The sequence below is a fragment of the Streptomyces hyderabadensis genome (assembly GCF_020404845.1).
Classification (GTDB): domain Bacteria; phylum Actinomycetota; class Actinomycetes; order Streptomycetales; family Streptomycetaceae; genus Streptomyces; species Streptomyces hyderabadensis.
This window is the reverse complement of sequence record NZ_JAIOJZ010000004.1, coordinates 106,177-121,332: the sequence shown is the minus strand read 5'-3', so window position 1 is coordinate 121,332 and position 15,156 is coordinate 106,177. Positions and strand designations below refer to the sequence as shown.

15 protein-coding genes are annotated in these 15,156 nt (G+C 70.5%); 7 read left to right on the top strand and 8 right to left on the bottom strand.

The window, feature by feature from the left end; genetic code table 11:
• Positions 1-140: 140 nt before the first annotated feature.
• The 5 genes from K7854_RS05370 to K7854_RS05350 all read right to left on the bottom strand — a co-directional run bounded on the left by K7854_RS05370 (position 141) and on the right by K7854_RS05350 (position 4,918).
• A complete protein-coding gene (locus tag K7854_RS05370) occupies positions 141-980 on the bottom strand; it encodes a hypothetical protein (RefSeq protein WP_226025183.1) in 840 nt (279 codons plus the stop codon).
• Between the two features lies 1 nt (position 981).
• A complete protein-coding gene (locus K7854_RS05365; RefSeq protein WP_226025182.1) occupies positions 982-1,614 on the bottom strand; it encodes a hypothetical protein in 633 nt (210 codons plus the stop codon).
• Positions 1,611-2,309: a hypothetical protein gene (locus K7854_RS05360; RefSeq protein WP_226025181.1), complete on the bottom strand. Its 699-nt coding sequence runs from the start codon at positions 2,307-2,309 to the stop codon at positions 1,611-1,613. The genes K7854_RS05365 and K7854_RS05360 overlap by 4 nt, the downstream gene beginning before the upstream one ends.
• Before the next feature lie 89 nt (positions 2,310-2,398).
• The gene (locus K7854_RS05355) at positions 2,399-4,240 is read right to left on the bottom strand and encodes an SMI1/KNR4 family protein (RefSeq protein WP_226025265.1); all 1,842 of its coding nucleotides are present in this window, start codon (positions 4,238-4,240) and stop codon (positions 2,399-2,401) included.
• 186 nt (positions 4,241-4,426) lie between these two features.
• Positions 4,427-4,918, bottom strand: a complete 492-nt coding sequence (locus tag K7854_RS05350; protein WP_226025180.1) for an Lrp/AsnC family transcriptional regulator — start codon at positions 4,916-4,918, stop codon at positions 4,427-4,429.
• A gap of 204 nt (positions 4,919-5,122) precedes the next feature.
• Between K7854_RS05350 and K7854_RS05345 the strand changes: the two genes are divergently transcribed.
• Positions 5,123-5,743 carry a nitroreductase family protein gene (locus tag K7854_RS05345; RefSeq protein WP_264086952.1) on the top strand — a complete coding sequence of 207 codons (621 nt, stop codon included), beginning with the start codon at positions 5,123-5,125 and terminating at the stop codon, positions 5,741-5,743.
• Between the two features lie 128 nt (positions 5,744-5,871).
• Here K7854_RS05345 and K7854_RS05340 read toward each other — a convergent pair whose 3' ends face one another.
• Both K7854_RS05340 and K7854_RS05335 read right to left on the bottom strand, forming a co-directional pair.
• The gene (locus tag K7854_RS05340; RefSeq protein WP_226025178.1) at positions 5,872-6,846 is read right to left on the bottom strand and encodes a hypothetical protein; all 975 of its coding nucleotides are present in this window, start codon (positions 6,844-6,846) and stop codon (positions 5,872-5,874) included.
• Positions 6,847-6,853: 7 nt separating this feature from the next.
• Positions 6,854-7,513: a papain-like cysteine protease family protein gene (locus tag K7854_RS05335; RefSeq protein ID WP_226025177.1), complete on the bottom strand. Its 660-nt coding sequence runs from the start codon at positions 7,511-7,513 to the stop codon at positions 6,854-6,856.
• Positions 7,514-7,912: 399 nt separating this feature from the next.
• Between K7854_RS05335 and K7854_RS05330 the strand changes: the two genes are divergently transcribed.
• Positions 7,913-8,872, top strand: a complete 960-nt coding sequence (locus tag K7854_RS05330) for a helix-turn-helix domain-containing protein (protein WP_226025176.1) — start codon at positions 7,913-7,915, stop codon at positions 8,870-8,872.
• 5 nt (positions 8,873-8,877) lie between these two features.
• On the opposite strand, the gene K7854_RS05325 is transcribed toward K7854_RS05330, so the two are convergent.
• Positions 8,878-9,381: a 2-thiouracil desulfurase family protein gene (locus tag K7854_RS05325; RefSeq protein ID WP_226025175.1), complete on the bottom strand. Its 504-nt coding sequence runs from the start codon at positions 9,379-9,381 to the stop codon at positions 8,878-8,880.
• A gap of 478 nt (positions 9,382-9,859) precedes the next feature.
• Here K7854_RS05325 and K7854_RS05320 point away from each other — a divergent pair, with 478 nt between their 5' ends.
• From K7854_RS05320 to K7854_RS05300, 5 genes are all read left to right on the top strand, one after another.
• On the top strand, positions 9,860-10,159 hold the full coding sequence (locus K7854_RS05320) for a hypothetical protein (RefSeq protein ID WP_226025174.1): 300 nt from the start codon (positions 9,860-9,862) through the stop codon (positions 10,157-10,159).
• Positions 10,160-11,412: 1,253 nt separating this feature from the next.
• Entirely contained in the window at positions 11,413-11,706 is a 294-nt protein-coding gene (locus tag K7854_RS05315) for a hypothetical protein (protein ID WP_226025173.1), read from the top strand.
• 120 nt (positions 11,707-11,826) lie between these two features.
• A protein-coding gene (locus tag K7854_RS05310) for an IS5 family transposase (protein ID WP_425579828.1) occupies positions 11,827-12,635 on the top strand; the annotation gives its coding sequence in 2 pieces (ribosomal slippage) (positions 11,827-12,160 and positions 12,160-12,635; 810 coding nt in all).
• Between the two features lie 87 nt (positions 12,636-12,722).
• Positions 12,723-13,313 (top strand): hypothetical protein, encoded by a 591-nt coding sequence (locus K7854_RS05305; RefSeq protein ID WP_226025171.1) that lies wholly within the window; start codon positions 12,723-12,725, stop codon positions 13,311-13,313.
• A 583-nt stretch (positions 13,314-13,896) separates the two neighbouring features.
• Positions 13,897-14,871, top strand: coding sequence for a hypothetical protein (locus K7854_RS05300; protein WP_226025170.1), 975 nt, complete (start codon positions 13,897-13,899; stop codon positions 14,869-14,871).
• Positions 14,872-15,156 lie beyond the last annotated feature (285 nt).

The following is a 15,156-nucleotide window of genomic DNA, read 5'->3' as shown; positions in this document are numbered from 1 at the left end:
GCGAGCGACCGCCCCCAGCGTGGACCACTCCCCGGTTACCTGCCGGCGTCACGTGCGACGGCAAGCGGGGAGTGGTCCCCGGTACGGGAAGGGGCGGGCTCGGCCCCGGCCGGCCCCTCCGGCAGGGCCGAGCGCCCCACTCAGCGGGCCGGCGTCCCGAAGGCGTACCGCACCGGCGGGTGCACCTCGGCGACGGTGCCGTCGACGTCCGCGTCGATCCACCCGATGCTCGTGCCGTCGTCCAGCTCCACGGACAGCACCGGTGTCTTCCGGGGATCCACCCGCAGGGTGCGCTCGGTGGCGGTGGGGAAGCCGAGCGCTTCGTCCGCCCGGCGGTACAGCTCAGGGAGCACCGACCAGTCGACGTCCGCGAGGTCGAACCGCGGCCGGCCGGCGCGCTCCCGGCCCGTGGCACCGAGGCCCCGCAGCCCGGACCCGCTCCGGTACTCGTACCGCGCGGACTCGCCCGTACCGCCGTCGACGGGGACCGTGATCCAGGAGTACTGCTCCGACACCGAGAAGAAGTACACCTCGGTGCCGCCGGTGCGCCGTTCGAGGCTGTCGACGATGCTGCGCACCCGGTCGGGCGCCGTCAGGTACGGGCCCGGGGCGGTGGTGGGAGCCGAGATCCCGGGTGCCGGGGACACGGAGGCGGACGCCGAGGGGGCGGGCGGCGCGGACGCGGGGCGCGGGTCGGGCGCCGGGAGCAGTGCCCACACCAGCAGGCCGGTCACCGCGGTGCCCAGCAGGGCCGAGGCCAGGGCAGTCCCCCGGGCCCGCCACACCTGCCGACGCCACTCGCCCGGCGGCAGGACGGGGTCGGGCGCCACGCGTCCGCCCGGCGCGTCCTCCCAGCCCGCGGGTACCGCATCCTGCGGCCCGGCGCCCCCACCGGCCACGGCGACCGCGTCGGCCACGGCGTCCGCGTCGGTCACCGCGTCCGCGTCGGTCACCGCGTCCGTCGGCCGCATCTCGCCCACGTCACACCCCCAGCAGTACGAGCAGGACCGCGGCGACCACGAGTCCGGCCAACGGCAGCAGCACACCGTCCGGAAGACCCGCGCCCGGGTAGCGGGAAACCGGCAGCGACCGGTGGACCGCCCCCTCGGCGACCAGGCCCTCGGCCCGTTCCCGCAGCGCACGCGGCGGGTCATCGGCCAGCTCCACCAGCCAGGGCCGCTTCGTGGAGTACGCGACGACCACGGCATCGCCGTGCAACAGCCCCCGCACGTCCAGCGGATGCTGGACCGTCACCCGGTACGGGACGCCCTCGTCCCCCACCACGACCAGCTCCATCTCGGCCACGCTGGAGGCGTCCCGCCGGTCGAGCGCCGGCCGGCCCGTGTGCTTGTTCACCACGCACGAGGAGACGACCAGCGCGGGGGCGAGCGCCCGGCGTCCCGTGGGCGCGCCGGTCACCATGGTGTTCGGCGCGGCGACCCTGCCCAGGAGCCCCAGCGCACACGCGGACACGGTGAGCCCGACGGGCAGCAGCCACCGCGGCCCGTCCCCCAGGCCCCGCACCACGGCCACCAGCGCGCCCCCGATGAGCAGCGCGGTCACCCAGCACTCCGGGACCAGCAGCCGGCGCAGCGAGTTCCGCAGCAGGGTCACGACGTCCGCACCTCCCCGGCCGCGGCCGTGTTCACGGGTGAGCCGTCGTCGAGCGGGCGCAGCGAACGCGGCGCCGCCACCCGGGTGGTACGGGCATCGGCCGGTCGGGCGGGATCGTAGACGGCCACGAGATGCCGCGCCAGCGCGTACCTCTCCACGACGACGGGCACCCGGTGACGCACCCCCGCCTCGTCCCGGAACACGGCCAGCCCCGCCCCGAAGCCACCCGGCCCGTGCCGCCGCCAGTCGACGACGCGGGCGTCCGCGACCCGGTACCGCCGGGACCACCGCCGCAGGACGGCGGTCCGCCGCAGCCCGGTCGCCGCGCACCACCAGGTCACCAGGCTCGCGGCGAGCGCCACCGCGGCGAACAGCACGGACCAGGCCGCGTCCGACGTCCCGGTCCGCTCCACCCCGTACAGCCCGGCGACCGCGGCGAGCAGCACCGACGCGGGCACGGCGGCCCGGTGCAGGAAGCGCCAGGACAGTGCGACGAACAGCGCCATGGACCCGGCACCCAGGAACGGCGCGTAGTCCACCAGCGGATCGCCGCCGCACAGCTCACCGACCGGACAGGGAGGGTAGTGCACCGGCCAGGCCTCACGGGCCGCCAGGTCCCAGAGGAACCAGACCTGCCACCCCGCCAAACCGCAGGCCACCACCTGGAGAACGACCCCGTAGACCCTGAGCCCCACGCCCGCCCCGTTCCGTGTGCCACCCGTGCGACGCGCACCCGCCCCCCGGCGCGTACCGGAACGAAGCTAGCCGCCCCCGCGGCGGTCTGTCACCGCCGGGTCCTGGTGAAGGAGAGGTGGGCGAACCGCTCGCCCTCGCGGGGCGCCCGTGTCCAGGACCGGGTGGTGAAGGCGGGGAGGCTGCCCCGGGTGAGCGCGAACCGGGGCAGCGCGAGCCCGAGTTCCCCGTACAACGCGTCGAGCACCCGCCGCTCGCCCCCCACTCCGTCCGCCCCGGGCCCGAACAGCCGGTCCGGGTCCAGGGCCTCGGGTATCGCCCCGGACCGCTCGGTCTCCGTACCCCGCACCGTGAACGCGTACAGCTCCGTGCCCTCTTCGGCCACCGACAGGTGGAACGCGACCGGAGGGCCCTCCGGGTCCCCGGGTCCCCGGTCGCACCACACCACCACGGCCCGTCCGCCCGCGGAGGCGGCCGCGGCCGGGGACCGGAACCGAGGACCGAAGCGGCTGCGGCCGTGGCCGTCGAAGGCGAAGGCGAAGGCCCACGATCCCGAGCGGCCGACGGAGACCACGGCCCGGTCCTCCCACGGCTCCACGTCCTCCCGCCCGTGGACCCCGACCGCCAGCCGGGACACGTCGAACGGACGGAGCGGAGAACTCAGGACCGCGCCCTCCTCACCGATGAGCCCCGGCAGACGCGCCGGATCGACCCCCTCGACCCAGGCACCGCGATACCCGCCGCCGAGCGACGTGCGGTGCGCCGCGGGCTCCGCCAGCCAGCCGAGCCCCGGCGGATCGAGATCGGGCGCCGGAACGGGCGCCGGACCCCGCTGCCCGGCCCGGGGCGTCGCCAGCACCTCCCGCCCCCGCTCCGGGGTCACCAGCGGCCCCAGCACCGGGTCGGCGAGCAGCCCGAGCGGGACGATCAGCCCCGGCCCCGGCTGCTCCCACCGCGGGAGCGCCTCCCGCAGCACCCGCCACGCCGCGTCCCCCGCGCCCCAGCGGGCCGACTCCCGTGCCTCGGCCACGGCCCGGCCCCACGCGCCCCGGGGCGCATAGCGGTGGCTGCCGTCCCGCAGGGCCCCCAGCACCGCCTCGGCCGTCTCCCGGGCAACGCCGCGCGCGGCCATCATCCCCAGCCAGTGGTCGTCCCCGTCGGGCCGCCGCCCGTCCCGCGCCCGCTCCATGGCCTCCACCGGCAGCACCTCCGGCAGGCAGCCCGCCTCGGCCACCAGGCCGCCGTACCCCCGGGAGCGGTGCGGAGCCAGGAAGTGCCGTATCTGGTTCAGCAGTACGGCACTGTGCGGCCGCCCGAAGCCGGACGCCTCCTCCAGGAGCGGTACGGCCTCCTCGTGGCGCCCGCGCAGGGCCAGCAGCCGCGCCCGCTCCACCCGGGCGTCCTGCTCGCGCGTGGTGGCGTTCACGAAGTCGGCCCGCTCCGCCCGGGTGGCGTGGAAGTGCCGGTACATGGCCTCCATGTACGCGCGGAACGACGGGTAGCGGTCCGGGAACTCGCCGCTCCAGCCCTTGTAGACGTAGAGCGCCCATTCACCGTCCTCGTCGCGGTCCCCTGGATCGAGCAGCGCGTACGTCATGTCCGAGTCCGTCTCCAGCCGCAGCGCCCGCCGCCACATCCCGGCCAGCAGGGTCTCCTCCGGCGACGGGTCGGCGCCCAGGTCCCGCTCGTACATGGGCGTCATCCCGTACGGATCCCCGAACCAGTCGATGTCCGCGACCCCGCCGAGCCGGTAGACGCCGGCCATCTGGTCCACGTACCACCCGTCGCTCACGGACAGGAACTGCCGGTACGAGGGCGGCAGCCGCCGCCCCAGCCGCTCCTCCGCCGCGGCGACGGCCGCCTCGTCGGCCCCCGCGCGGCCCAGCACGACGGTGCCGGTCCGGCGGTCCCCCTCCCGCTCCGGCCGCGGCATCCACTCCTCCTGCCAACGCCCGAGGAACGCACGCCAGTCGAACGGTTCGCAGGGCTCGCGGCGTTCCACGGGCTCGCAGGGCTCGATGGGTCCGTTGAATGACTCGCCACTCATGACCGCATGGTGCCACCGGGCACTGACAACGGGCCCGGCACGCCGTGGAGTCAAGCGTGGGGCACCGTGGCGTCAGTCCCGGGGCTCCGCCAGGCCGGACACCTCGTCGACCAGGGGCTGGACGCGGTAGGGGACGACCGCGCTCAGCGCGATGACCGTCGTGCTGCGCCGCACCCCCGGCACCTCCAGCACGTGGTCGATCACCTGCTGCACATGCTGGTTGCTCGTGCCCGCGATACGGCACCAGATGTCACCGGGTCCGGTCACCACGTGCGCCTCCAGGATCTGCGGCACATCCCGCATCCGTGCCGCGATCGCCTCCCGGGCCGGCTGGTCCACCTCGAACGTCGTGAACGCCTGGACCACGTGCCCGAGGGCGGCCACGTCCATGTCCGGCCCGTAACCGGTCACCACGCCGGAGCCGGTCAGCCGGTCGAGGCGGGCCTGCAACGTGCCGCGGGCGACCCCCAGCTGCCGGGCGATCTCCAGCAGGCCCTCACGCGGCCGTTCCCGCAGCAGCCGCAGCATCCGGCCGTCGAGCCGGTCGAGCCCCTGTCGTGCCACCGTACCTGCCGATCTGCCACCGTAAGGGCACCGTGATGCCGCGTCTCTTGCCAAATAGACAGCACAATGAGGTCTCTGTTGCTCATTGCGCACCGCGTCCCCCACTCTATGGTCTCCCCGTCCAGGAGGAGACCCGTGAGCCCGGCGAGGCAGCACACCCACCCGTTCGTCCGCTACCGGCCCGACCGGTACGACGAGGCCGAAATGATCCGGCGGGGACGGGACTTCGTGTCCTTCGTCGACCGCCGGCGCAGCGTGCGGTTCTTCAGCGACGAGCCGGTCCCGCGCGAGTGCGTCGACCTCGCCGTCGCCGCCGCGAACACCGCACCCTCCGGCGCCCACTTCCAGCCGTGGAAGTTCGTCGTGATCGGCGACGCCGAGACCAAGCACCGCATCCGGGTCGCCGCCGAGGAGGAGGAGCGGATCAACTACGAGGGCGGACGCATTCCGCCCGAGTGGCGCGCCGCGCTCGCCCGCCTCGAAACGGACTCCGACAAGGGCTTCCTCGACGTCGTGCCGTGGATCGTGGTCTGCTTCGCCGAGAAGAGCACCGCGATGCCGGACGGTTCGCTGCGCAAGAACTACTACGTGAACGAGAGCGTCGGCATCGCCTGCGGCCTCTTCATCACCGCCCTGCACGCGATGGGCCTGAGCACCCTCACCCACACCCCCAACCCGATGGCCTTCCTCACCAGAATCTGCGAACGCCCCGGCAACGAACGCCCGTACATCCTCTTCCCCGTCGGCTACGCGGCGCCCGACTGCGAGGTCCCCGACCTCACCCGGAAGCCGCTGGCAGAGGCGATGACCGAGCCCCCGCGCTGACGACCCCCGACGCCGCGCGCACCGCGCCACCGCGGTGCAGTCGTCGCCGGCTCACCTTCCTCGGCCCGCGTCGCCGACGGCCCCCGACGCCGTAGGTGCGCGTCGGGGGCCATCGGCTCAGGACCGGGTCACTCCGCGGCGAGCCGCCGCAGCCGCCGTCGGCGCAGCAGCAGCCCGCCGGCCACCCCGGCCGCACCGGCCACCGCGAGGGCACCCGCCCCGGCGGCGACCGGAGCGGCGTCCGGCGCCCCCGAGCCGCCGGCCCGGACGTCCGCGGCGAGCCGCGCCCGGTCACCCCCGGTGTCGTACCCACCGGCGTAGCCGCGCTCGTCGTACCGCGACCCCGGCATCTTGTCCGCGTACCGCTGGTGCACCAGGCGCTGGTAGCGCGCCAGGCCGGTGCCGTCGGCGCCGACGGAGGAGCGGGCCTCCTCGTTCAGCGGGAGCACCCGGCCGCCGGTCACCCGGTACCAGGCGTTGAGCTGCGGTTCCCGGAACACCACCGAGTCGGCGTCGGCGCGGGCGGCGTAGTCGGTCTCGTCGCTGCCGGTGGCGATGTTGACCACCTGCCACTCGCCGGAGACCCGGGCCGTCCACACCGAGGCGTGGTCGCCGTCGGCGTCGACCGCCTTGGACGCGGCGAACTCCATCGTGGCCACCGGGGTCCGACCGGCCGAGGCCGCCGTGACGAAGTCCGGGTTGAGCGAGTACACCGGGACGGCCGCGCCGACCAGGCGCGGGTCCGCGGCCTCGGCCGCCCTGGCCTCCTGGGCCGGACCGAGTCTGCCCTTCTGACCCGGCGGGAGCCCGTCGCGGGCGAAGAAGGTCTCCAGGACCCGCAGCGTGGCCGCGGACCCGGCGGCCCGGTGGGCCCCGGACAACTGGGCCGCGGTGGGAGCACCGGCCACCAGGGGACCGGCGGAGGGCCCCGGCTGGTCAGCGGTACCGGCGACGGCCGGTGCGGCACCGGCCAGCAGACCCGCTCCGAGCAGACCGGCCCCGAGCAGACCGGCCCCGAGCAGGGCCGCGCCGGGGAGCGCGATCAGCGGGGCGGCGGTACGGCGTCGGGCCTGCCGGGCGGTGTGTCGGCGTTGTGGTCGCATGCCGGGTTCACGCTCCGATGCCATAGAGGGAGTGGGTCCAGAAGAAGGAGCCGTTGTTGACGTAGTAGCTGTAGGTGGCCCAGTTGTAGCGGTTGCTCGACGGCCAGGGGTCGCCCCAGTACACCCAGTTCTTGCTGACGTCGTAGCCGTAGACGGTCAGCATGTGACCGCCCCCGGACTGCCACTGGATCCGTGACATCACGGGCCGGTCGGCGTCTATCTCCCGGGTGATCGTGTCGTAGTTCAGGTAGCCGTTGACGTACCGGCCCGGGTTGATGCCCATGCGGTCGAACGCCTGCTGGTCGTTGCCCAGGGTGGCCTGCCAGTTGGGGCAGGAGCTGTTCACGGCCCGGCCGAAGGCGAGGTTGCAGAACTGGTTCTGCGAGTAGTCGTACCCGTAGTACTCCGCGACGGTGTCGCCCGACGCCGCCCAGCACCAGTTGCTCAACTGCTGGGCCTGCATGGAGATGTTCAGCCGGCGCCAGGTCCACTCGGCCTGGGTGGTGCTGCCGCCGACCGCCGAACGCGCGGTGGCGGGCGCCGCCGCGCGGACGGCCGGCGGGGACGCCGCCGACGCGACGGAGGGGCTGAGCAGTCCGACACCCGCCGAGAGCGCGAGCGCGACGGCCCACCGTCGCCGTCTCCGTGGGGACAGGGACAGGCGCATGGATGGCCTCCTTGTGGGGTTGGTGAACCACCGGCCGGGACCAGGGGAGGACGACGGAACCAGACACCGGACACGAGGAACCGGGCAAGGCGGAGAGCGGGACCGTCGCGGCCGACCGGGGGACTGGTCCGAGAATCGAACCGCGCGCCGGTTCCTTCAAGGCACGGGAAAACCGGGCCGGTTCGGCGGTGAACCGGGTGTGAACAACCGTGAACGGCCCACGAACCGCCCCCGGAACCCCCAGCACCCGGCCGGGACTCGACCACCGCGGTCCACCGCGGTCCACCGCCGCGCACCGGCCGTGGAATCGTCCCGTCCGACCCGGTGCCTTCGACCGCCGACTGTGTGAACATCCACTCGAAGCACACGGGACCGGGTACCGGCGGAGGTGAAGGTGTGATGCGTACCGATGCGCGCCCCGGCGGCGCCGTGCACGGCGACCCGCCGGACGATCCCCTGACCGAGGCGCTGCGCACCGGCCCCTTCCACCTGGCGCTGCGCACGGCCGTCCGGCGCCGCGGCCTCGCCCTGCACCGCATCCGCCACCACCTGGCCGAGCAGGGCCTCCAGGTCAGCGTGACCAGCCTCAGCTACTGGCAGCGCGGGGAACGGGTACCGGCGAGGACCGAGTCGGTGCAGGTGGTCAGGGCCCTCGAACGCATCCTGGACATCACCCCCGGCGCCCTGGTCCGCCTCCTGGAGCCGGCACCCGGCGGGACCGCGGGCGCCACCCGGGCGGCCCGCCGCTACCAGGAACTGATCGGCTCCGACACCGCGGTCCTCCACCTGCTTGACCAGCTCGACTGCCCCACCGAGGACCGCCTGCACACGGTGAGCCAGTCCGAGCAGGTGCACCTCGGCCCCCGACGCGAGCTGCTGGGCCGCGAGATCCAGCAACTCGTACGGGCCCACCGGGGCAACGTCGACCGGTACGTCTCCATCTACGAGGGCGACCCCGGCTGCGACATCACCCGGGTACGGGTCGACCCCCTGGACAACTGCCGCGTCGGCCGCGTGCGCAGCGACCGGGCGGCCTCACTCCTCGCCGTGGAACTGGTCTTCGACCGCCCCCTGGCCCTCGGCGAGACCCAACCCTTCCGCTACCGCATCACCGACGGGACCGGCGGCGAGTGCACCGAGTACACCCGCGGCTTCCGCTACCCGGTGGGCCACTACCTGCTCCAGGTCTACTTCACCCCGCCGGCCCTCCCGGTCCGCTGCTACCGCTTCACCCGCCGCTCCGCCCACGCCCCCCGGCACCGCGTGACGCCGATCCCCCTCAACGGCTACCACAGCGCCCACCTGGCAGAACAGGACTCCAGCCCGGGCATCGTGGGCCTGGCCTGGGAATGGGACTGACCACCTCAGGCCGAGCCGAATCGATCGAGCTCCCGCACACAGACCGCCGCCTCGGCGATCTGATCCTCCCCGAACACCCGCACCCCCGCCCGCCGCAACAGTGCCGTGGTCACACCGCGCCCCGGCACCCGCGTCCCGGCGAACCGCCCGTCGTACACACGCAGCGAACCGCAGGACGGACTGGACTCCTTCAACAACGCCACCCGCACCCCGGCCTCCTGCGCCGCCTCCAGCGCAAGCCGGGCACCCCGCACGAACTGCCGGCTCACATCCTCCCCGGACGCGGTGAGCACCCGGGCCACCCCATCCAGCACATCGGCACCGTCCCCGCCCACGATCTCCGCCGGCGCCCGAGGCACGGGCAGCCCCCCGGACACCTCCGGACAGAACACCACCACCCGCCCCTCCTCCCGCCACCGCCCGACGACCGCGCCCCCGACCGGCTTGGCACCCCCGTCATAACGCACCCGCCGCCCCACCAAACAAGCACTCACCAAAATCCGCTCCACGACGCCAGGCTACGACCCGGAAACATCCGGCCGACGCGACTCCCCTCCCTCCGTCAGGGTGCCGAAGCGATCATCGATGACACACCACCACCGGCCGTCCGGCCCCCGCCGAGCGACACCGATGGCAGCGCCCTCGACATGCACGTCCTGCCCCTCCCGGCCGACCCCGTCGATGACCCAGTCCCCGATCAACAGAGCCAGTCCCCCACTGCGATACACCTGCCGCGGACGAACCGAAATGGGCACACCAAGCCCCTGCAGGCGACCGTTCGCGACATGCAACTCCGGTCCGGCCACCGGGTCCCCGGCTGCGGCACCAGTAGGGCCGCGTCCTCCAGGCCCTGTGGGCATGGGGAACGCAGACCCCACTCCCGGACAAGGGGTCAGCACCTGGCCGAGTTGCTGAGACTGGCCCTGGCAAGCGCGGCCGTGCCGCACCCGTCCACTGAAGCCGACCACGAGCCGGGGGAGTGACCTGATGACGGACCGGCATGGAGTCATCGCCCCTCGCGCCGAGAACCTGACAGTCGGCGTGAACTATGTCCAGGGCTGGGCAAAGGCCCGACGCGGCGCCGAAAGCCTTGCCGAGCAGCTTGCAGCGTTCGGCCTGGGAACCGATTTTCAAGGCCTCGCCGCAGACGTGAACGTGTGGGGCGACGGCCTGGTACGACTGGGCGCGGTTCGCCCTGATGCGGCGCTACTGCTGGCACGGCTCATTGAGGCCGGCACGGCGGTACAGGAGCGTGAGACGCGCCCGCATCTCAGTGTTCGGAACTGATCGACTCGAAGCCTCCTTCTCTGTTGCTGAGCGGCCTGTGGTCTGCTGCCCGGCCGGGACCGGCGCCCCAGCGCCGCAGCCCGGCCGGGCAGCAGACCACAACGCCGTTGCAGTCGTCAGCTTGGGAAGTGGATCGATAGTTTCGGCTGCGCGGCGCGGGACTGTGGGAGCACACTGCCCCAGTGATCGAGAAGCTCGTGTCCCTGATCAAGACCCTCGGTATCGTCGCCTTCTATTGCGGGGTGGTGATCGCCTGGGTAAGGACGGCGCCGCTTCGTCAATCGCTGAAACGAAGAGCCAGACAGATTGTTCGGAGCGCAGTTACGCCCGTAGGTCGACATTGGAATGCATGGATCACGGCGCATGCGATGCGGCGCGTGAGTAAGGCGTTGATCCACTTGGAGATGGCTGTACCTGGGGTACCGACGCGCGGATGGTTCGCTCTCATTGAGGCAACCAAGGCTTGGACTGCCTTCATGCCTCTCGCGCTAGTCGGGCAGGCTATTCAAATCATTCTGTTGAGCTTTGCACTGCTCAATGTCGGAACAATTGTCGCTGCGGTCAGGCATGTCATGCAGAACCCGCCGGGTAGCGAGCGTCCGCGTGAACTGAACTGCCAGGGCAGTGGGAAAGTAGGCGGGCAGGACCCTGAGGCTGGCACAGGCGTCTCACCGCATTGCACTGAGCTCGACCCGCTCGCGACCCTCTGGGATGCAGGGCGTGATGCAGGTGAATGGCTGTGGTCAGAGCTTGCGCCTGTGATCGCCAATCCATTGGGAGATCTGGCGGCCACTGCACGAACAGTTGTAGCTCTAGCCCTGTCAGTGATGTTTGGGGCGGCCCTTTGGGTCGCAGTGTCCCTTCTTCGCCACGTCAACGTCTCTACTGAGCACCGCGGTCCCAGCCTCTTGCCCACGGCTGCTCGGGAGCCTCGACGGGTGCCAGCTTATAAAAAGCAAGATAGTACGACAGCAAGGTGGCAGCCGGTTGTAGTTCTACTGACTGTTTGCAGGAGTGTCGGGCTAGCGTACAGCCATTTGCAATCCCGTCACGTGCTGCATGCACCCCGGGTTAGTTTGAAGACAGCCGAGCGGGTCGCATGGTCCGCTTGGCGAACTAGGCACGGTCGTATCCGACGGGCTCGCCGGGGCGAGCTGAAAAGGCATGCTGCTGCGGTAGTAGGGGCTGTGCGCGCCATGGAAGCAAGGCAGGATAGTGAGGCTGATACGTCAAGGGTGCTGGAGGATACGGCGATGATGCTGCTGAAGATCGCTCAGCGTTATGCAGAAGGGCGCACGCTAGCACTATTGGACCCCGATGATCTTGCAAACGTGACTCCGGCGCAGAGCCGGGAATGGATGCGTCTGGTCGCTCTCGGATTGATTGTCACGGGCACAGTGGCGGGCGCACTGCTGGCCGGATTGCCGGAAGCGGCGGCAACGCCGCTGATCGGGGTGATTTCTTTGCTCACTTGGAGCGTTTTGTACGGAGGGCGGATGGTTGGTGCTGACCTCGTCGATGTCCTGCGGGGACAGAGCCGTGGATAACGACAATCACGCACTATACAACTGTGTTGGTGATTTCGAGCCGACCCTTCTGGCTGTGCCGCCCTGCGACACCCGCTTTAGACGTCGTTTCTTATGGCGCGATCGGTCGTTGAACCGTGCATGACGGATCTCGTTGAGCGGCTGGTGCCGGACCAGCTGTGGGTGCTGTTTCGCCGAGTGGTGCCGCCGTCTGAAGTGAAGCGTCCGCAGGGTGGGGGCCGGCGCCGGGCAGGTGACCGTGAGGCCCTGGCAGCGATCATCTTCGTGGCGACGTCGGGCTGCACATGGCGCCAGCTTCCACCGGTGTTCGGCCCGAGCTGGCAGACGGTCTACCGAAGGTTCGCCCAGTGGAACCGCGACCGGGTCTGGGCGAGGCTCCACCGCGTGGTTCTCGACGAACTCGGAGTGCGAGGCGAGCTGGACTGGTCGCGGTGCGCAATCGATTCCGTGAGCCGGCGGGCCGCAAAGGGGGGCCATTGACGGGACCGAATCCGACCGATCGCGGCAAGTTGGGATCGAAGATCCACCTAATCACGGACAGGAACGGGTTGCCGCTGTCCCTGGGTGTCTCCGGCGCGAACATGCATGACAGCCAGGGCCTGGAGCCTCTCGTGCGCGGCATCCCGCCCGTCCGGTCCCGCCGTGGGCCCCGGCGCCGCCGGCCCAAGAAACTGCACGCCGACAAGGGTTACGACTACGACCACCTCCGTCGCTGGCTTCGCGGGCGCGGTATATGCCACCGCATCGCTCGCAAGGGGCACGAGTCCTCCCAGCGGCTGGGCCGGCACCGCTGGGTAGTCGAGAGAACCGTGTCCTGGTTGGCCGGCTGCCGCCGCCTGCACCGCCGCTACGAACGCAAAGCCGAGCACTTCCTCGCGTTCGTTGCCATCGTCGCAGCCCTCATCGGGTATCGCCGTCTCAGCAGATGAGCCTGGCCGCCGCCCAGATACTGACCAGGCTCGCGTTGTCACCGGCAGCCCATAAGGTGCGCTCACCATCTCTAAGGAGGAACCGCCATGGGATTCTCGGGTCACCTGGTCTTCGCTCGCAGCAACCGCCCCCTGCTGGAAGCTCCCGTCTTCGACAGCCTCGACGAAGAACTGAAGGCAACCGTGCACACATGGGAGTCACGATCGGCCGGCTGGCAGACGCTCCAGATCGATTCCGGGGCATGGGACGACGCGGATCTCCCCGCCCTGGTTGAGTGGAGCAGCGCACCGGCCTGCGTCGCCGACGTCTCCGACAGTTCCCTCGCTCTCGTGACCGGGCTGGACACCACCGGACAGCGCTGGCAGGCGTGGCTCAACCTGGACATAGCCGCCAGGCTTCTGGCCGAGGAGCCCGAAGACCTCGAAGATCAACTCCTGTGGCTGGACACGCCAGAGTTCCACGAAGCCGTCAGACATAAGCGCGCCGAACTCGACGCCGAGATACCCACCGACGCCGAGGGCGCCGTTGCCTGGGCCGCATCTGCTGGCGTCCCCGTCACGCCGGAGACAGCCAGGATTGAAGAACTGCTTCGCTCACACGAGACCTTCGCAGAAGACCTCTTCAGTACGCTGCTCGACCAGCTGGGCTTTCCCCAGGCCACTCAAGCCCTCACCTGAACCATAAGAAACGACGTCTTAGGAGAGAGGCGGGGGCATCGTGCCGCTGAGCTGGGGCTTCGATACCTCGTCAGGGTGCGGAGAACTCGACCGCTAGGCACCCCCGTTGACCGTGTCTGACCCCTGCATCTGGCACGGCAGTGGCACGAAGCTCAGCCGACGACAGTCCGCCACGACGGTGGGTGCGCCAACCGAGCACGCACGCGCGTGCCTCGCTGCACCCCCACCGGCCTTAGCCACGCTGTCGGTATATTTCGTCGACCAGAGCAAGCGGCCACGGCCGGCCGGTGACGACGGCCGGAGCCCTCAGCTTGGGAAGCTGCGATCACCGTGGCAAGTTCCAGCGCTGACCTGGGCGAACGCGTGCCGGGCACCGCTGCTTTTACCGTGGTTCCCCGCTCGATCTGGTGCGCTTGTGGTGCGGCGACGGCAGAGGGCAAGTGGCCAGAGGCGGCCTTGAGTTCGAACCCGCCTACAATCCGCCTTGAAGGCTGCTGACTTCTTCCGCATTGAGCAAGACCCGGCTTGGGACATGAACGGTGACCCTTGGAGCTCGTGGCATGACGTTCTGGATACTGAGCTCGTGGAACAGGTCAAGCGGGGGAACCAGGATGGGATAACTGACCTCGATGCGGCACAGGGGATTGCTCGGCTGGCTCATCAGGAGTTGCTGCACTACGGAACCGACCAAAATCAATGCAAGCTCGGCGATGATGAAATCGCCGAGGTACTGAGCGCGCTGCGTGCCGTTCTACGACGTCTCGGCATTGAGTTCAGGCCGCCATTCCACGACTTCACTGGCTTCCACGGCTACTGGAGCAAGCACGACATGGGCTATAGCTGGGCCGCCCGTCGGGGCTACCTCAGCGAGCTGTTTGGGCCGCTCTGGGAGCAACTGGACTCCCTAGAGGATGCCCAGTCGGCCTCGGTCGGCTACTGCGGCGTTGATGGTCAGATGCAGAACATCATCTTCGCCTCAACCGGCTACAAACCTGAGATGGTGATGCGCGACGCCATCAATAACGTCATTGAGATCGTCGAACATGGGGACTCATGTTTGGTGTATGACCGACCATTGACGGATGCGGGACTGACCTGGGGCGACATCGTGACCTGGTGGCGAGACAAGCGAGGGCTCGCCTCGGCCGATGACCGCGCGGTTGGACACGACCTGTACCGGCGGCTAAGGGCATCCATGCGGGACAACGGCCAGGAGAACCCGGCCGAGGTACTGCTGTTCAACACCTACTGCGAGCGGTACCGGGGCGAGGAGGGCATGAAGCGACCCGCGCTGTTGCCTCAGGTCTATCTGCACTATGACCCGCTCACCCGGAAACAACGCCAGCAACTCCGCAAGGGCGACCGCCTCAAGCGCGAGCGCATGGATTTCCTACTGATGTGGCCGGGCCGCGCCCGGGTCGTCATCGAGGTCGACGGCAAGCAGCACTACACCGAAGGCAAGACGGCATCGCCCCGCCTATACGCCGAGATGGTGGCCGGGACCGGGCGCTGCGACTCAAGGGCTATGAGGTGTACCGGTTCGGTGGCTACGAGCTGACCGACAACCCCGATGCTCCAGCCATGCTGCGGCAGTTCTTCGATGACCTTGAAGCTCGCTACGGCCCCACGCCTTAGCAGCAGGGGACCTCATCCCCTGATGTTTCACGCTTCTCTTCGGTCGGGCGGGTTCTATCTAGTGCGTTCGTGGTGCGCTGGGCAACTAGGGCGTCTCCGGCGTCGAGGCGGACCCTGACCTGCCGTCGACAAGCTCAGAAGCCCAGTCGAGGGCCGGCCAGAATCTCGTTGGCTCGCGTGGCGAGCTCAGCACTGTTGGCAACTTTCC